The organism is Flavobacterium ginsenosidimutans, assembly GCF_003254625.1.
Classification (GTDB): Bacteria; Bacteroidota; Bacteroidia; order Flavobacteriales; family Flavobacteriaceae; genus Flavobacterium; species Flavobacterium ginsenosidimutans.
In genome coordinates this window covers 179,374-198,045 of sequence record NZ_QJRJ01000077.1, presented here as the reverse complement: position 1 = coordinate 198,045, position 18,672 = coordinate 179,374, and the positions used below count along the sequence as shown (strand labels likewise).

Annotated in this window: 17 protein-coding genes; 12 read left to right on the top strand and 5 right to left on the bottom strand. The window is 33.1% G+C overall.

Annotated features, from left to right (window positions below; all coding sequences use genetic code 11):
* Nucleotides 1-71: 71 nt before the first annotated feature.
* A complete protein-coding gene (locus DM444_RS12790) occupies nt 72-1,364 on the bottom strand; it encodes an aminopeptidase P family protein (RefSeq protein WP_111287216.1) in 1,293 nt (430 codons plus the stop codon).
* Nucleotides 1,365-2,158: 794 nt separating this feature from the next.
* Nucleotides 2,159-2,560, bottom strand: coding sequence for a helix-turn-helix domain-containing protein (locus tag DM444_RS12780; RefSeq protein WP_111287212.1), 402 nt, complete (start codon nt 2,558-2,560; stop codon nt 2,159-2,161).
* 198 nt (nt 2,561-2,758) lie between these two features.
* Here DM444_RS12780 and DM444_RS12775 point away from each other — a divergent pair, with 198 nt between their 5' ends.
* The 6 genes from DM444_RS12775 (at nt 2,759) to DM444_RS12750 (ending at nt 6,173) form a co-directional block, all read left to right on the top strand.
* Nucleotides 2,759-4,111 (top strand): polymer-forming cytoskeletal protein, encoded by a 1,353-nt coding sequence (locus tag DM444_RS12775; RefSeq protein WP_111287210.1) that lies wholly within the window; start codon nt 2,759-2,761, stop codon nt 4,109-4,111.
* An 11-nt stretch (nt 4,112-4,122) separates the two neighbouring features.
* A complete protein-coding gene (locus tag DM444_RS12770; RefSeq protein ID WP_111287208.1) occupies nt 4,123-4,500 on the top strand; it encodes a nuclear transport factor 2 family protein in 378 nt (125 codons plus the stop codon).
* A 4-nt stretch (nt 4,501-4,504) separates the two neighbouring features.
* The gene (locus DM444_RS12765; protein ID WP_111287206.1) at nt 4,505-4,945 is read left to right on the top strand and encodes a GNAT family N-acetyltransferase; all 441 of its coding nucleotides are present in this window, start codon (nt 4,505-4,507) and stop codon (nt 4,943-4,945) included.
* Between the two features lie 90 nt (nt 4,946-5,035).
* Entirely contained in the window at nt 5,036-5,524 is a 489-nt protein-coding gene (locus DM444_RS12760) for a hypothetical protein (RefSeq protein WP_239455675.1), read from the top strand.
* 37 nt (nt 5,525-5,561) lie between these two features.
* Complete coding sequence (locus tag DM444_RS12755) at nt 5,562-5,933, top strand: hypothetical protein (protein WP_162614962.1); 372 nt, start codon at nt 5,562-5,564, stop codon at nt 5,931-5,933.
* Between the two features lie 57 nt (nt 5,934-5,990).
* Nucleotides 5,991-6,173, top strand: a complete 183-nt coding sequence (locus DM444_RS12750) for a hypothetical protein (protein ID WP_111287200.1) — start codon at nt 5,991-5,993, stop codon at nt 6,171-6,173.
* A gap of 277 nt (nt 6,174-6,450) precedes the next feature.
* Here the strand turns inward: DM444_RS12750 and DM444_RS12745 are convergent, their stop codons facing one another.
* Entirely contained in the window at nt 6,451-7,812 is a 1,362-nt protein-coding gene (locus DM444_RS12745; RefSeq protein ID WP_111287198.1) for a hydroxymethylglutaryl-CoA synthase family protein, read from the bottom strand.
* A 356-nt stretch (nt 7,813-8,168) separates the two neighbouring features.
* Here DM444_RS12745 and DM444_RS12740 point away from each other — a divergent pair, with 356 nt between their 5' ends.
* The 4 genes from DM444_RS12740 (at nt 8,169) to DM444_RS12725 (ending at nt 12,764) form a co-directional block, all read left to right on the top strand.
* Nucleotides 8,169-8,834, top strand: coding sequence for a succinate dehydrogenase cytochrome b subunit (locus DM444_RS12740; RefSeq protein ID WP_111287196.1), 666 nt, complete (start codon nt 8,169-8,171; stop codon nt 8,832-8,834).
* 11 nt (nt 8,835-8,845) lie between these two features.
* A complete protein-coding gene (locus tag DM444_RS12735; protein ID WP_111287194.1) occupies nt 8,846-10,846 on the top strand; it encodes a fumarate reductase/succinate dehydrogenase flavoprotein subunit in 2,001 nt (666 codons plus the stop codon).
* 51 nt (nt 10,847-10,897) lie between these two features.
* The gene (locus DM444_RS12730; protein WP_111287192.1) at nt 10,898-11,644 is read left to right on the top strand and encodes a succinate dehydrogenase/fumarate reductase iron-sulfur subunit; all 747 of its coding nucleotides are present in this window, start codon (nt 10,898-10,900) and stop codon (nt 11,642-11,644) included.
* A gap of 103 nt (nt 11,645-11,747) precedes the next feature.
* Complete coding sequence (locus DM444_RS12725) at nt 11,748-12,764, top strand: hypothetical protein (protein WP_111287190.1); 1,017 nt, start codon at nt 11,748-11,750, stop codon at nt 12,762-12,764.
* Nucleotides 12,765-12,816: 52 nt separating this feature from the next.
* On the opposite strand, the gene DM444_RS12720 is transcribed toward DM444_RS12725, so the two are convergent.
* On the bottom strand, nt 12,817-15,108 hold the full coding sequence (locus DM444_RS12720; RefSeq protein ID WP_111287188.1) for a family 20 glycosylhydrolase: 2,292 nt from the start codon (nt 15,106-15,108) through the stop codon (nt 12,817-12,819).
* A gap of 158 nt (nt 15,109-15,266) precedes the next feature.
* Here DM444_RS12720 and DM444_RS12715 point away from each other — a divergent pair, with 158 nt between their 5' ends.
* Both DM444_RS12715 and DM444_RS12710 read left to right on the top strand, forming a co-directional pair.
* Entirely contained in the window at nt 15,267-16,043 is a 777-nt protein-coding gene (locus DM444_RS12715) for a DeoR/GlpR family DNA-binding transcription regulator (protein WP_111287186.1), read from the top strand.
* Nucleotides 16,044-16,083: 40 nt separating this feature from the next.
* Nucleotides 16,084-16,851, top strand: a complete 768-nt coding sequence (locus DM444_RS12710; RefSeq protein WP_111287184.1) for an amidohydrolase — start codon at nt 16,084-16,086, stop codon at nt 16,849-16,851.
* Here DM444_RS12710 and DM444_RS12705 read toward each other — a convergent pair.
* Nucleotides 16,848-18,536: an Ig-like domain-containing protein gene (locus DM444_RS12705; protein WP_111287182.1), complete on the bottom strand. Its 1,689-nt coding sequence runs from the start codon at nt 18,534-18,536 to the stop codon at nt 16,848-16,850. The two genes, DM444_RS12710 and DM444_RS12705, sit on opposite strands and share 4 nt — an antisense overlap.
* Nucleotides 18,537-18,672 lie beyond the last annotated feature (136 nt).

Below are 18,672 nucleotides of genomic sequence, written 5' to 3'. Positions count from 1 at the left end.
GCCCCGCTGGGGCTTAATAAAATTAAAAGAGAAGAGGCTGTCCGAAAAATATTGGACAGCCTCTTGTTTATCTATTCATTCATCAAAGTCTCAATCTCATCGACTTCAACAGGAATGTTGCGCATTAAGTTGAAAGGTTCTCCTTTTTCTTGAATCACAACGTTGTCTTCTAAACGGATTCCGAATTTTTCTGCTGGAATGTAAATTCCTGGCTCAACCGTGAAAACCATATTCGCTTTCATTGGTTCGTGAAGCAATCCGTAATCGTGCGTGTCAAGTCCTAAGTGGTGAGAAGTTCCATGCATGAAATATTTTTTGTAAGCAGGCCATTCTGGATTTTCGTTCTGAACATCGGCTTTGTCTATTAAACCTAAACCAAGTAATTCAGAAGTCATGATTTTACCCACTTCAATATGATATTGTTTCCAAAGCGTTCCAGGCGTAAGCATTTTTGCCGCTTCGTTTTTCACTCTTAAAACAGCATTATAAACCGCTTTCTGACGATCTGTAAAACGTCCAGAAACTGGAATTGTTCTCGTCATGTCGCTTGAATAATTTGCATATTCAGCTGCAACATCTAACAAAATCAAATCTCCGTCTTTACATTGCTGATTGTTTTCGATGTAATGTAAAACATTTGCATTGTTTCCAGAAGCAATAATTGGCGTATAAGCAAAACCTTTAGAACGGTTACGGATAAATTCGTGCGCTAACTCAGCTTCGATTTCATATTCTGTAACATTTGGTTTTACGAATCCTAATAATCTGCGGAAACCTTTTTCTGTAATATCACAAGCATGCTGAATCAAATCGATTTCTTCGCTTTCTTTTACAGAACGAAGTCTTTGTAAAATTGGGTTGCTTTTTGCAACATTATGTGCTGGATAACGCTCTTTCCACCATTTCACAAAACGAGCTTCGCGGGTTTCTGTTTCAACAGAAGCGCGGTAATGTTCGTTTGTATTGATGTACATCGTATCGGCATACGTCATCATTTCGTTCAAAACTTTATGAAAATCCTGTAACCAATAAACTGTTCTAATTCCTGAAACCTGAAAAGCACGTTCTTTAGTCAATTTTTCACCTTCCCAAACTGCGATATGATCATTTGTTTCTCTCAAGAAAAGAATTTCTCTCTGACTTTCATAAGGCGCATCTGGAAATAAAAGCAAAACGCTTTCTTCTTGGTCAACACCACTTAGATAAAAAATATCTCTATGTTGAGCAAAAGGTAAAGTACTATCGGCACTAACTGGGTAAATGTCATTTGAATTGAACACGGCAACAGAATTTGGTTTCATTTCTGCCATGAACTTTTTGCGGTTTTTTACAAAAAGACCACTGTTTATTTGATGATATTTCATAATTATTTCGTTTTTGAACTTCGAATTTCAAAATTACTAATTTTTGAATTAGTGGCGTATAGCAGATTTATTAAAGTTTTCTTATTTGTTTTTGGGGTTTGCCAGGAAGGCGCTAAGGTGTGAAGTTTTTTTAACGCAAAGAACGCTAAGGTTGACGCAAAGTGCGCAAGAGATTTTTGCTCGCAAAGATGCGAAGTCACAAAGTTTTTTTGTTGCAAAGAACACAAAGTATAAGTTCTGTTTTGTCTTCCTGAGCGAAGTCGAAGGATCTGCACAAAGTATTTCTTTAAACAGTAACGAAATAATCTTACAAAGTAGCTAAGCGCAAAGTATTTACCCAATCTTGTCATTTCGAGGAACGAGAAATCTCCATAAGTAACTCTACAAAGATTTGTATACACACAGTTTTGTCATCTCGACGAAGAGAGATCACACTCGAAATTCCACAAAAATTAGCGGTTTTGTTTCACGCGGATTTAGCAGATTCTGTAGATTTTTTCTTTTCAAATTTGTAATTAACCACAATCTTGTCATTTCGACGAAGGAGAAATCTCCGCAAGTAACTCTACAAAGATTGATAAACACAAAGTTTGTCATTCTGAGGAACGAAGAATCACACTCGGAACTCGATAAAGATTGGCGATTTTGATTGTAGAATTTCTAGTGTGATTACTTCGCCAGTTTGCTATCGCTCGTGTCTTCGTTCCTCAGAATGACAAAAAAACATGAGCATAAAAAAAACCGAAGCTTTGAAATTTCAAAACTTCGGTTTTTTCTTTTATAAAAATAATTTTCTATTTCTTATCAAGTAACTTTTCCAAAAGAGCCACTTTCTCTTTTTCAGCTTGAATTAACTGTTGGTAAAGTTTTTTATTCTCTTCATACGATTCAATAAGTTTATCTAAGGGATTAAATGTGCAACCATGATTTACAGAAGAAGAACCATTATCATATGTATTCCCCATAATGTTAAAAACAGCTTCTTCAGAAAAGTTTCTAATTACTTCAACAGGAACTCCTAAGGCTTGAGCAATTTTCTTTAGTTTTTCTTCATCAACACTTTCACTTCCTTCAATAATCGAGATAGATTGCTGGTTTGTGCCAATTGCAATAGCAAGCGCTTCCTGCTTCATATCTCTCAGTTCTCTAATTCGGCTTATGTTTCTGCCTATATGTTTTGGTTTTACTGTGCTCATGATTCAAAGATATTTAAAATTCTTTTACCTTTTTTGGTCTATGTAGGAAACAAGATTTTATTTGTGAGATACAAATTGTAAATCTTTTCGTGGGTAAAAATACAATTTTTCTGACTATCGAATTGGTTTTGAATTTAGAATTGTGTAATCTTGATATAAAATAAATGCCAGACAAATTTGGTTTAATAAGAATAAAAAATGCACAATTCAGCTTTTAAATTAGTTACTATAAAAGAAGTAAAATCTAAATATCCCTTTTTACTTGATCGAGAAGGATTTGATTATTTCGATGAATGGGACGATGAAGATTTTTTTCTTGTAGCAGATAAAGATGTGCTTTTTGATTCTAATTTTCATTTGGATATTTATGAGGATAAAATAAAGAAATGGTATCTCAATATTTTTAATCTTCCCTTTAAAAGCATTGATGAATTTAGAATTGAAGGAATTTTAATTGACGGAAATGCTTTCATTAGCGGTTCTATTATTAATGCTGAAGGAGATTATGGTCCGTATGTTTTTATAAACGGAAATGTTTTCTGCAAAAGTTTACTTTTAGGCGGTTCGTATGTGGAAATAAACGGGAATGTTACAGCAAAAGAAGTTGTAATGACGTATTATAATCATGGTAATTTTAATTGCACAGGTTTAATTGAAGCTCCTGTTTTTATTGTAACAGATCACAATACAACATTTGCAGAAAGGAAAAATGAGCTGTTTTATTATAACGATAGAGATGAAATTGATCCTAAAAATGAATGCGAATATGACGATGAAACGGGCGATGAAATTATTTCGAACGAACTCAGGAAGTTGTTAGATAATCCGTTAATTGAAACTTTTGAAGAATTGGAACGGGATTTGGCAAGAGGCGAATTTGTTTTAAAGCAAAGCAATCCAGCTCCAAAAACCTATGCTTATTGGGAATTAAGAGTAAAAGCGAATTATAGAGATTTGAAATTGGTTCCGTCTCAGTATAAAACCAAAGAATTGTGCGAAATGGCATTAGAAAATACATTTCATGCTTTGCCCTATGTAAACGAAGAATTTATTACGCCAGAACTTTGCGAAAAACTGGTGAAAAAAGATGGTTTTGCAATTCAGGTAATTCCTGATGAGTTTATCACAAAAGACCTTTGTTTCAAAGCGGCTGAAAGCGGTACAATGCTGAGATTAATTCCGTCAGCATATTATTCAGAAGAACTAATATTATTAGTTTTTAAAAATGGAAAACATGAACCTGATATAAACGATGTTCCTTCTCAATTTATAACAGAAAACCTTCTTGTAGAATATGTGAAAATTGGAAAAGGATTATGGCTGGATAAAGCCTGCAAAGGAAGTGGAATTGATAAATTACAAATTCTAAAAAAAGTAATCGATTCAGGAATTGAATATTTGGACAATATTTTTGGAAATCATTTTAGCCAAGAAACAGTAGGTTATGCTGCTTTAGTTTATGATAATGAAGCTTTTAAAGAAACATGGAATAATTATGTTCAAAAGTATAAACAGAAATTTGAACGACTTGGGTTGAATGAACATTTATAAAACAATATATTATGATTGAGAAGGAAAAAATAATCCAAAATTATATTGAAGGATACAATCAATTTGATATTGACAAAATGATTGCTGATTTTGACGAATCGGTTATTTTTGAAAACATTCAAAATGGCGAAATCAACCTGACTTTGAATGGAATAAAAGAATTTTCTGCCCAAGCCGAAAAAGGAAAAGAATATTTCTCAGCACGAAAACAAACTATTACATCAATTAAGCAAGATGAAATTACAGCAATAATTGACATTGATTATTATGCTGTTCTAGCAATAGATTTCCCAAACGGATTAAAAGCTGGTCAAGAATTAAATATGAAAGGAAAATCGATTTTTCAATTCTTGGACGATAAAATTGTAAAACTGACTGATATTAGTTAGAGTTATGAATCTAAAAGTAAACATCAGAAAAGTAGAAAATTACGATTTAGACTTCGTCTACAAAGCAATCTGCGAACTTGAAAATGAAGTTTTAGATTTTAAAATGTTCGAAATAATATTCAATGAAAACATTTCAAACCCAAAAAATCTTTATCTGATTGCTGAAAACGAAAATGAAGGTTTAGGTTTTATTAGCTTTCATACCCAAAATCTTCTCCATCATTGCGGATTGGTTGGTGAAATTCAGGAGTTTTTTATTCATCAAAAATACCGTGGTCAAGGCGTTGGGAGGAAATTGGTTGATGAAATTTTAAAATATTCAGAACAAAATAATCTAAAAAGCATAGAAGTAACTACAAACAAAAAACGAATAGAAAACGTAGCTATTTATGAAAATCTCGGTTTTACTTTGAGTCATAATAAGTTTACGATTTATAAATTATAAAAGTTGAGAAAACAAACTATGAATACAAAACAACGTTGCTTGATCGGGTTAGTCTTTTTTCTAGTCAGTTATTTATTTTTTTCTAAACTTTTGCCAAGTTTAAGCGATTCAGTAGATTTTGCGCATTGGTTCAATTTAATTGGCGCCTGTTTTTTGTTGTCTTTTAATGATGCATTTCCTAAAACAAAGACAAATAAAGTAGCTTCAGTTTTGACAACTTTAGGCGTTATTGCGCATATCGGACTTTGTACAATCGATTTTATCATGTCGAGTTATGGAAATAATGAAATTGCAAAAGAACAGCTAAGCCAGCACATCGGCAATTCGCCATTGATTTTTTATCCATTTGTGGCTGTTGGTCCGTCTTTGCTTTTTCTGGGTTTGGCATTGCATGCACTTGCTTTTATGAAAACAGAAACCTTAAAGTCTTTGATGGTAATTGTTGGTTCGGTTGGTGTGGGATTTTCCTTTTTTGCTTTGAAAAATGGAATTTTGATGGTTTTGAGTTGTGCGGTTTTTGTTTTAGGATTGGGATTGCTTCTTTATAAAAATGAAGCCGAAACAATGCTGAACAAATAAAAGTTGTATTTTCGTTTCATAATCTAAAACATAAAGATTGAAAAAACATATAAAATACCTAATTGCACTCTTTCTGGCTTTTGTCGTGATTGCGGGCGATGGTACTTTATATTCTCAATCTAAATCGGCAGAATATTACCAATCTTCGTTTGTAGTTTTAAGAAGAGAATTAAATCTTAAAGGTTCTCGTTTATATAAATTCGGACAAGCTGTTTCTTCTGAAAAAATAGGATTTTCGATTGTTTTGAATTTTCTTAAAACCGAAAACATCTTTACTTTTCAAATCAAGAAATTGTTGAAACTGCAAAATCTGCTTCATCAAAAACTAACTTCATTTATAAATCAATCTGTTTTTATAAATGAAATAATCACTTCAAAACACTTCGATAAAAGTTTATACAGCGCTTAAGAAATTATTTCTGAGCATAGATGATTTAATAATGTCTAATCATTTATCATTTTCAAAATGTATAAACAAAATAAAAATTCTCGTTTGGAGCAATCTAAACGACCGCTTCTTCATTGGATAAAAAGAAAATTTATAATCGTAATTACAGCCTTTATGCTAGGAATGGCAAACGGAATGCAGAGTGAAGATATCCGAATTAAAGGAAATCAAAATTATACTGAACAGCATAAAAAGGATTGATTTTTTAATTAGAGAATATGTCAATGCGATAATTAGAGAATGCTTTCTATTTGATGCGACCTTTGTCAAAGTTTTGAACTTTGACAAAGGTTTTTGCGCAATCTTGTCATTTCGACTGAAAGGAGAAATCACACTAGTAATTCGACATGCAAAATCGCTAATCTTTGTAGAGTTTCGAGTGTGATTTCTCCTTTCAGTCGAAATGACAAACTGCGTGTAAAACAAAAAAACCGAAGCAATTTGCTTCGGTTTTTTATTGGAATTTCTTTATTGAAATTTAATCAATCCATTTATAATAACGCGCCCCAATCAAAACAGGAATTTCTTTTTCAATTCTGTCTAAAACCCATTCGTTTTTCGGAGTTCTTACGCTTTGTTTTTGTTCTTTTTTATGAAGACTTTCATAAGTGCTGAAATCAATTTCTACACTTTCCGCTAAATTTTCAAAAAGCTTCACATTTTCTAAAGCCGATTTCCATTCTGGTTGAATTGTTCCTTCAAAAACTTTTGATTTCGATCCGCTTCCGTAAGCTAAGAAACCGAATTTAGTTCCTGCAACTTCTTTGTTCGTGTCATAAAAATGAGCCAAAGTCGATAATAATCCCATGAAAATAGAACCTGTATAAAGGTTTCCAATTAAAGAAGACGCTAATTCTGCAGGCTGTAATTTCTCCGTTACAAATGTTTTGTAATCTTCAGATTTTGCTACTTCTTTAATTTTTGTCTGATAATCAGCTGGTGCGATATCATCAGCAATAATTTTTTCGGCACTGTCTAAAGCGTAGATTTCAGATAACATTCTTCTTCCTTGGAAAGAATATGGTAAATGCATCACGATACTATGCCAAGTATTGTATAAAGTTTCGGTTGCGTTTTTTAGTTTTTTAAATGAAAAGTAAGCGTTTCGCGTACGATCCATATAACATTGGTTCGAATATTGTCCGTCAAAAACCGGTTGATCTTTGTGGATTTCAATTTCAGCTTCTAAATTATCAAACCAAGAATCGTTGTTAGTGTTTTGAGTAATTTCTTCTTTAGAAATCGTTCTGTATGGTTTAAAGAAATCGAAAACACCTTTTGTGCTCGTTGCCCAATTTTCATCAAAAGCAATGATTTTTGGGTTTGCTGTGATCAACATTGCCACAGCTCCAGCACCTTGAGTGTATTCTCCTCCAGAATTTAAATCATATTTGGCAAAATCAGAAGTAACTACAATTGCTTTTTTAGTTGGATTTAATTTTACAAAATCAAGGCAGTTTTGTAAAGCGTCAACTCCGCCAATACAAGCGAAAGTGAAATCTACAACATCACATTCTGCTAAAGAATCTTCGCCAAATTTCTGCTCCATTAAACTAATTAAATAAGAAGCAATTGGTTTAGAACTGTCGATACCGCTTTCAGTACCAACATAGATTCTGCTAATTTCGTTTAGGTTGATTTTATTATCAATGATAAGTTTAGTCAAAGCATTTGCTCCAAAAACTACAGCGTCCTGATGAACATCTGGAAAGGTCATTTTTAGTAATCCAAGACCTTTTTCTAATTTTTCTGGTTCAATATTTCTGGCAATTGCCAAAGTTTTTATGGGTAAATGTATGTTTGCTACATCAAAAGAGATAGCATCAATTCCTGTTTTCATTCTTAATTTTTTGAGCCGCTAAAGGTAAAACTATGTTGTGGAATGACAATTTTTTACTTAGACAAAATTTCTGCCGAAGAGCACTTTTGAAGAAAATAAATCAAAAGTTTGAATAAAATAACAATATGATAAATTTTTAGTAATCTACTTAGAGCTCAATTTTTTCTTTAAAGCTTAAAAAGCAGTGTTTTGAAGTTTTCCATAGTGAATTATTTTTTAGCAGCTTAGTTTTTGTACGTAAAAATACGTAGACGCGTGCTATTTTAAAATCATTATAAATAACAGCGAAATGGTTGTAGTTCTTTTGTAATTGAATTATTTTTGTGTAATTTTTTAAAACAAACTACTTAACACTTATGGCACAATCTGCACAGTTGAATGCTTCCATTTTAAAGAAAGTCGCTATGGCTCTTTCGGGAATATTCTTAATCACGTTTTTAGCGCTGCATGTTTCCTTAAATTTTATTTCTATTCTTAGTGAAGACGTTTTCAATGAAGCTTCTCACTTTATGGGATACAATCCGCTGATTCAGTATGTAATGCAGCCAGTTTTGGCATTTGGAGTAATTTTCCATTTCGTAATGGGATTTGTACTTACGGCACAAAACAGCGCGGCAAGACCAATTGCTTACGCTAAATACAACGGAGCTGCAAACGCTTCTTGGAGTTCTAGAAATATGATTATTTCTGGATTGGTTATTTTAGCTTTCTTAGGATTGCATTTTTATGATTTCTGGTTTCCTGAAGTTAGCTACAAATACATAGCGGGTACAGCACCAGATGCTACAAGATATTATGGTGAGTTAGTTCACAAATTTCATGACCCAATCCGTACAGGATTATACTGTGTGTCATTTATCCTTTTAGGATTCCACTTATGGCACGGGTTTGCATCTTCTCTTCAATCAATGGGAATGCACAACAAATACTCAAGATTTTTAAGTAAAGTAGGTTATGGTTTTGCAGTTGTAGTTCCAGCACTTTTCGTAATTATCGCATTATTTCATCATTTCAATAATTAATATCAATTATAATGGCATTAGATTCAAAAATTCCAAATGGTCCTATAGCGGACAAATGGACAAATTATAAAGATCATATTAATTTAGTAAACCCTGCTAACAAACGTAATTTAGATATTATCGTTGTTGGTACAGGTTTAGCTGGAGGTTCGGCTGCGGCTACTTTGGCTGAGTTAGGATATAACGTAAAAGCATTCTGCTTCCAAGATTCTCCACGTCGTGCGCACTCTATTGCGGCACAAGGAGGTATCAACGCAGCAAAAAATTATAAAGGTGACGGTGACTCAGTTTACAGATTGTTCTACGATACTGTAAAAGGTGGTGACTACCGTGCACGTGAAGCAAACGTTCACCGTTTGGCTGAAGTTTCTGCAAATATTATTGACCAATGTGTGGCTCAAGGTGTGCCATTGGCTCGTGAATATGGCGGACTTCTTGATAACCGTTCTTTTGGAGGAACTTTGGTTTCTCGTACATTCTACGCACAAGGACAAACTGGACAACAATTATTGTTAGGTGCTTATTCTGCAATGAACCGTCAAATTGGTCGTGGAAAAATCAAAATGTACAACCGTCACGAAATGCTTGACATTGTAATCGTGAACGGAAAAGCGAGAGGTATTATCGCTCGTAACTTAATTACAGGAGAAATAGAAAGACATTCTGCTCACGCGGTAGTAATTGGTTCTGGAGGATATGGAAACGTATTTTTCCTTTCGACAAATGCTATGGGAAGTAACGCAACAGCAGCTTGGAAAATTCATAAAAAAGGAGCGTTTTTCGCAAATCCTTGTTATACACAAATTCACCCAACTTGTATTCCGGTTTCAGGAGATCACCAGTCTAAATTGACTTTGATGTCTGAATCTTTGCGTAATGATGGTCGTATTTGGGTACCAAAAAATCTTGAGGATGCAAAAGCAATCCGTGAAGGAAAGAAAAAAGCAACAGATTTATCTGAAGAAGAAAGAGATTATTTCTTAGAAAGAAGATATCCTGCATTTGGTAACTTAGTTCCTCGTGACGTTGCGTCTCGTGCAGCAAAAGAAAGATGTGATGCTGGTTTTGGAGTTAACAAAACGGGAGAAGCAGTTTACTTAGATTTCGCAGCAGCTATCAAACGTTACGGAACTGAAGAAGCTTACGTAAAAGGTTTAGATGCTAATGATTCTGCTTTAGTTACTAAATTAGGAACTGCAATCGTGAAAAGTAAATACGGAAACTTATTTCAAATGTACTTGAAAATTGTTGACGAAGATCCGTATGTAACACCAATGATGATTTACCCAGCGGTTCACTACACAATGGGTGGAACTTGGGTTGATTATAACTTAATGACTACAATTCCTGGATGTTTCTCAATTGGAGAATCTAACTTCTCTGATCACGGAGCAAACAGACTTGGAGCTTCTGCTTTAATGCAAGGTTTAGCTGATGGATATTTCGTACTTCCTTATACTATCGGAGATTATTTAGCTCCAGATATTAAGATGGGAGAGATTTCTACAGATTTACCAGAATTCGTTGAAGCTGAAAAAGCGGTTGTTGATCAAATCAATAAATTCATCAATAACAACGGTAAACATTCTGTAGATTATTTCCACAAGAAATTAGGAAAAATCATGTGGGATAAAGTAGGTATGGCTCGTAACGCTAAAGGGTTAACTGAAGCTATCGAAGAAATTGCTGCTTTACGTGAAGAGTTTTATAAAGATGTAAAAGTACCAGGAAGCGCTTACGAATTTAATCAGGAATTAGAAAAAGCAACTCGTGTTGCCGATTTCTTAGAATTAGGAGAATTGTTCGCGAAAGATGCTTTACACCGTAACGAATCTTGTGGAGGTCACTTCCGTGAGGAATACCAAACAGAAGAAGGAGAAGCACTTCGTGATGACGAAAACTTTGCATATGTTGCTGCTTGGGAATACAAAGGAAAACCAAGTGATGCAGTATTACACAAAGAACCTCTTAACTACGAAAACATTAAATTAGTTCAAAGAAGCTATAAATAGTATTTAGAAAAGTCTTAATACTTTTTTCTTAATACTTAATACTGATACAAAATGAAACTTACATTAAAAATATGGCGTCAAAAAAACGCTCAAGATAAAGGAGGGATTGTAGAATATCCTATCGATGGAATCGAACCAGATATGTCTTTCCTTGAAATGTTAGACGTTCTTAACGAAGGTTTAATCAACAAAGGAGAAGAGCCTGTAGCATTCGACCACGATTGTCGTGAAGGAATCTGCGGAATGTGTTCTTTATTCATTAACGGTGAAGCGCACGGACCAGACAGAGGTGTTACAACTTGTCAGTTGCACATGCGTATGTTTAAAGATGGCGATACAATTTTTATCGAGCCATTTAGAGCAAAAGCTTTCCCAGTAATTAAAGACTTAGTTGTTGACAGAAGTTCTTTTGACAGAATTCAACACGCTGGAGGATTTATTTCTGTTAATACTTCAGGAAACACAATTGATGCGAATACTATTCCAGTTCCAAAAGACGATGCAGACAAATCATTTGATGCTGCTGCTTGTATTGGTTGTGGAGCTTGTGTTGCAACTTGTAAAAACTCTTCAGCAATGTTATTCGTTTCTGCAAAAGTTTCTCAATATGCATTATTGCCACAAGGTAAAGTTGAAGCAACTGACCGTGTATTGAACATGGTTCACCAAATGGATTTAGAAGGTTTTGGTAACTGTACAAATACAGGAGCTTGCGAAATCGAATGTCCAAAAGGAATTTCGCTTGAAAATATCGCACGAATGAACCGTGAGTATTTAGCTGCAAGCTTGAAAGGATAAAGAATACAATTTAGTATATTTAAAAAAACGCATTCATTAGTTTGAATGCGTTTTTTTGTACTACTTTTATTCCATAAATAATAACCAAAAACAAATTAAATTAATGAAAAGAATTTTACTATTTGCAATGCTTGCCCTAAGCATTCAAAATTTTGCTCAGGTTGCCATTACCTCTTCTGATCGTGGAGCAAACGATGAATTTGAAAAAGGGGAATTAGAGAAATTTAAATCTACGACTACAGTTTTTGTGCTTCCTCAAGTAAACTCTAAAGAAGATTATGAGAAAATTTTAAAAGAAACATGGACTGTTACTCCATTTAAAGTAGTAGAATATAAAGATTTTAATATCTTGGATTATATTGATGGAACATATTCTATTGCAAAATTCATTGGAGATCGAGTTGAAACAAGCAAAGGAACTGTTTATATTCATACCAATTTTGCAATACGAGTTTTGGATAAAGAAAAATTTGATAAAGGTTTAGCTAAGCTTAAATCAGATGACAAAAAATATAATAGAAAATTGAATAATCTTTTGAATGAGAATATGAAGTATGTTGCAAGGGTTCCGCTTTGCGTTAATAATGCATTCTTAGGAGAAGCAATGGCAGCTAGGTCAGATGAGAAAATCTCAATTCTTTATGAAAAAATGTATACAGAAAATAGTTTTACCAATACAAACCTTGGAATGCTAAAAAACTATTTTCAGCTTATCAATCAGTTGATCAGTGCTGGAGAACATATCGGACTTTATGATGATTTTGTAAAACCTGAGGTGAAAAAACTTAAAGATAATACACTATATATTCCTGAAGCTTACTTGATGGAATATAACCCGTGGAAAGGAACTGAAAAATTGAGAGACGAAAAAGATCTTAAAAAACTTGTAGAAGATTATAAATACAAATATCAGTTTATTAGAGATGAGGATCTTAAAAGAAAAATTCTTAACAATGAAGAAATCTACTATTTACGATATGTAAGTATGAACGGAAACAAATATTTGCAAGTTGTAAATGCTAAAACAGGAGACGGTATTTACTATTTTTATGGAGCAGGTTTTGCTTATAATTTAAAAGACAATGACTTTAAAGATTTGAGTAAAGCAATTAGTAAATAGTTTTTGAAATAATAAAAAAACGCATCAATTTAGTTTGATGCGTTTTTTGTTTTTATTCATAATACAATTGCGAAGCGCTTATTTCTTGTTTTTCTTTTCCTTCTTGTTTTATAAAACAGTTTAAAATTGTGCCGCCAGTTAAGTCAAAATAACTGATGTTGAGTTTATGAAAACCTTTCTCCAGTTTAACAGCACCATAAGCTTCATTTGCCCAATGAATGTTGTCATTATTTACAAGGAGTTCATTATCTATAAAAAGCTTCGATCCGTCGTCTGAAAGTGTCGAAAAAGTATAATTTCCCGTTTCTGGAATAAAGATATATCCGTCGAATTTTAAACCGATATAACGCTCTAATTTCGTTTTCCATTTTTCAGCACTAATTTTGCCTTCTAAAACCCCTGAAGAAACAGGTTTTGAAAGTTCTAAATCTTGAACTTGTGAAAAATTTCCAGTAAAATATTCATACTTCAAACCACTCTTTTTGGGTTGAATTGCCAAAGCAGATTTTAAATCAGGATTTCGAACAATGATTTTATTAATAGAGCTTCTTTTACCGCTTTCGCTGATTTGAATTGTTTTAATGATTCTATATTCTCCTTTTGGGATATTTATCGTAACAGGATTTTGATAAAGGTTTGCTGTTTCATCAGGATTGTAACCATCAATCGTATAAAATATCTTCCCGTTTTTGATGGTTGGTTTTAAATCTAAAATATATTTTGATGCAATTAAAGCCGTTTCATCAGCACCAAAAGGCGTTGGAACTTTATACAATCGATTTTGCAGTTCCAGTTTTTCTAAATGATAAGGCAGTTGATTTTGAAGAAAATGATCGTAATTTTTGTTTTGAGGTGCAGTCCAAGCGATTTCTGCTAAAGCCAAAACACGTGGATAAAGCATATAATTTAATTTTGCAGGACTTGTCAAATATTCCGACCAAAGATTGGCTTGAACTCCAATAATATATTTTTGTTCTTCAACTGATAAACTGTCAACTGGAGTTGGATTGTAATGATACACTTTATTCAAAGTGCTCAATCTACCAACCGTAAGCGGTTCGTTTGGCGAATATCCTTGATTGTAATCAAAATAAACAGTTCCTTCTGGCGTCATTACAACTGGATGTTTCAGTTTTGCCGCGTGAATTCCGCCCGATTCTCCGCGCCAAGACATAACGGCTGCATTTGGTGCGATCCCGCCTTCTAAAATTTCATCCCAACCAAAAATCTGTCTTCCATTTGCATTCAAGAATTTTTCAATTCTTTTAATGAAATAGCTCTGCAATTCATGTTCGTCCTTCAAACCTAGATCTTTGATTCGTTTTTGACAATTTGGACAAACTTTCCATCTTGTTTTTGGGCATTCATCTCCGCCAACATGAATGTTTTTACTCGGAAACAAAACCATAACTTCCGTTAAAACATCTTCTAAAAAAGTAAAAGTTTCGTCTTTTCCTGCACAAAAAACATCTTCAAAAACTCCCCAAGATTCTACCACTTTATAATTTCGATCTGGAAAACAAGCCAAATTTGGATAAGCCGTTACAGCTGCAGAAGCATGTCCAGGCATTTCGATTTCAGGAATTACATTTACATAATTTTCTTCAGCAAATTTTACAACTTCTCTGATTTCTTCTTGAGTATAAAATCCTCCATACGGATTTCCGTCAAAAAAAAATGGAGTTCTTTCGAATTTGTTTCCGACTAAGGTTTGATTTCTTTTCGATCCAATTTCAGTTAGTTTTGGATATTTTTTAATCTCAATTCTCCAACCTTGATCGTCGGTTAAATGCCAATGAAAATTATTTAATTTATAACTGGCCATTTGTGCAATAAAATCTTTTATAACAGTAACAGAGAAGAAATGACGGCAGACGTCTAAATGTAAGCCTCGGTAAGAATATCGGGGTGAATCTTCGATAATTACGCACGGCAATTTTATTTCGACAGAAATTTTGTTCGGAAGAAGCTGCATTAAAGATTGAACGGCATAAAAAAGCCCTTCTTCTTGACCAATAATTGTAATTTTATTTGAAGTAATTTCAATTTTATATTCTTCTTTTGAAGAAAGATTTTTGCTTGAATCAAATTCAATTTTAAGATTAGATTTTTTCAAATTGGCTTTCGCATTAAATGCTGATTCTAAAATTTTAGCCGATTTTAATTCCTTTTCGCTATAATTTTTGTTTTTAAAAATAACCTGAACTTTTCCATTTATCCGAATACTGTCTCCAGTCAATTTATAAAAATTTGGAGCGGGAATAATAGAAATGTTTTGTTGAGAGTTTTGTGCTTTTCCGTTTAAAAAAGAAAGAACAAAAAATAAAAAAAGGAATTTTTTCATGGGAGAAAAACTTTAGATTTTTATTAAAAACAGTTTTAAAGATACCGAAATGCTTTTAAAACTAATTTATTGAAAATTTTTATTGCCAATACGGCTTTTGGTTTCGATGAATTATTTAATGAAATGTTTATTTTTGTAATTACAAAAAATCGATCGGCATGAGCACTGAAAATGAAGTTTTAAATTACAGTAAAGAAGAACGTAAAAATCATATTCTAAAAGAGATCAACCTGCACACGCGTGTGAGTTTTGAAACTCTTTCGGCTAAACTTGGTGTTTCCGAAGATACTGTTCGTCGGGATATTAATGAACTTGATGCTGACGCACTTTTAATTAAAGTGAAAGGTGGCGCCATGACCAAAGGATATCACTATTCTTCATCGAACCAGACTTATGCTGTCGAGGCCAAACAAGTTATCGCACAAAAAGCCGTTGGTCTTCTTCATGACGGAATGGTTTTAATTGTTGATGGAGGAACAACGATTCGTGAGTTCATCCGATTAATTCCAAACGATCTTAATTTGACTGTTTTTACAATTACAGCTTTAACAGCGGTTCAGCTTTTGGATAAACCAAATATCAAAACGATTATGATTGGCGGTAGTATTTCTTCGTACAGTCAGATGTGTGTGAGCGGAGAAGCTTTTCATCAATTAGCCAATATAAAAGCAGATCTTTTGGTTTTAGGAACAAATGCTTTAGACGTAGACGGCGGTTATTCTGATTCTGATTGGGAAACTGTTCAGGTAAAAAAAGCAATGATTCAGGCTTCTAAGAAAACAGCGGTTTTAACTATTACAGAGAAACTAAATACAGTTCTTAAAATGAAAATTGCTAGTTTGTCTGAAGTGAATTATGTTATTACCGAAGAAGAACCGAATCACGAAAAATTACAGAAGTACAAAAGTGCCGTTCCAAGTTTGGTTGTGATCTAATCAATCATTATTTTCTACCTTTATATAAAAAATAAACGAGATGAAAATTGCTTTAATTCAAACCGATCTTATTTGGGAAAATGCTGCTGCAAACCGAGAAAAATTTGATGACCAGATAAATGAATTGGATTCAGAAATAAACTTAATTGTACTTCCTGAAATGTTTTCGACTGGGTTTACCATGAATGCTTCTGAAGTTGCAGAAACGATGCAAGGTGAAACTATCGAATGGATGAAATTAAAAGCAAGAGAAAAAAATGCAGCAATTACAGGAAGTCTTGTAATTACTGAAAATGGAGAATATTATAACCGAATGCTGTTTGTTTTTCCGTCAGGAGATTTTCAATATTATGACAAGAGACATTTGTTTTCGCTTGCGGGAGAAAATGAATTTTATATTCCAGGAACTCAAAAAGTAATTGTGGAATATTTAGGCTGGAAAATCTGCCTTCAGATTTGTTACGATTTACGTTTTCCTGTTTTTGCGCGAAATGTCGAAAACTACGACCTTCTTTTGTATGTTGCCAATTGGCCAAAAGTTCGAACAAGCGCTTGGGATACTTTGCTAAATGCTCGCGCGATAGAAAACTTGAGTTATGTTGCCGGCGTAAACAGAATTGGTTTTGATGATAATAATTTTGAGCATAATGGACATACTCAATTAATTGATTATTGGGGAAATTATATAATAAAGCCACAAGAAACAGAAGGTGTTTTTGTGGCTGAATTGGATAAAGATATAATGTTGGAAACCCGAAGAAAACTAAATTTCCTAGGTGACCAGGATACTTTCGAAATTAAAATCTAGAATGCTTTCCGTTTCTTTTCTGCTTCTTTTTTCTTTTTATCGTCTTGTTTTTTCTCGACTTCAGGATTAAAAGGAACGCTTAAATCGATAGTTTCATCTACGTCCCAGTTAGAGCGGACATCGACACCTTTTTGATAATAAAATACTTCCTCAGAATATGTTTTATTTAAGAAATTTCCAGTATCGTAAACTTTATTTTTGTTGTCATCATAAATAACTCGAATCGTAAATTCCTCTGGAACCATTAAATTAAATGAGATTTTGGTTGCTCCTTCAGAATATTCGCTGGCGAGCACATTATCTCCCTTTTTGTTGGTAATTTCTACAATAATTGGAAAACGTTTTACATTTTTTAAGTTCAATACCAGATTACCGTAATCTTCTAATTCTTTTGTTGCGAGCTTATACGATAAAGTATCGTTGCTTTTTTCGTAAAAATCAGTCAAAGCGCCAGGGAAAAATGTCATTTGATACTTTTCTAAAGGCTCTTTCTTAAAATCAATATATAGTTTTTGGTCAAATTCGTCATATTCGGTTGTGTAAGGAACAGCAACAGAATCTTTGTTTATCAATTTGATTTTAGTTTCATCAAATTTAACCAATGGAGTTTCGGTTTCTAAAGTAAAACGTTCTCTAAAATTAATTTGCCCATTTTGTACTGGTTTGATAGCTAAAGTATCTTTTTTAAGGGCTTTAATCTTAAAAGTAAACTTTTTGTTATAATCCCCTTTTGATACTTCCATTGATAAAGAATCGACTTTTAGGGGTTTATACCAAACTTGAAGCGAATCTTTTTTCGGGAATTGTGTAATGATAGTTTCTAGAACTTCACCGCCATTTTTAAGTGCAATTTTTGGTTTCGAATTCTTGAAATTCTGTTTTCCTTCATACGGAAGCAATAATCTGTTTCCAGAAGCTTGAATAGGTTTGAAAGTCTTTAAAGGCAAAACTTCCTTAAACAATTCTAACTCGTAAACCGTGTCTGTTGGAATTGTAATGTAGTTTTTCAAAAATCCGATTTTATCGTCTTTCGGATTGAATTTATTGTTTGAACCTTTGTCTTTTAGTGCAATTAAAAGATATTTTCCTGCTTTCAAATTTTCAAACTGGAAAGTTCTCATACTATCTAAAGTATTTGTAATGTAACGAGGAAATTCTTTGTAAATAGTAGAATCTTTGAATTTGTCATTCACTTCGTATAACATTACAGAAACGAAATTATCGACATATTTCTCGCGTGCGTCTTTAATTCTTCCGCTCAATTTTAAAGAATCAATATAAGGTCCTGTCGAAAAAATATATTTGAATTGGTTTAACGCATTTCCTTCATTATTGTCCGTAATAGCTTGTCCAAAATTGAAACTATAAGTTGTGTTTGGCTGTAAAGTATCACGAATTTCGATCTTTATAAATTTGCTGGCTGTAGATGGCGTAATTAAAGGTTCGTACTTTAATGGAGGAGAAATAATCAGCTGTTTATTTGTGTTTTTTAGTTTGACATATTCGTCAAAATTTAAAGTGATCGTATTTCCTTTAAAATCAGTGCTGAAATTTTTAGGAAAACTAGATGTTAAAACAGGAGGTAACGTATCTTTTAAACCGCCGGTAATGCTGCCTCTTTTCGCGCAGCTTATCATTGAGATTAGAATTATAAATGCAATGTATTTTAAGGTGTCTTTCAACATAACGGTTTTTCAATTTGATTGCACAAAATAACAATTATATTTGCTTTAATTGAAATTTTTTGGCCATTTATTAGGATTTCAAACTTTTGCGATTCTTCAGTTTTTTATTGTTTGAATATTTTAAAAAGACATAATT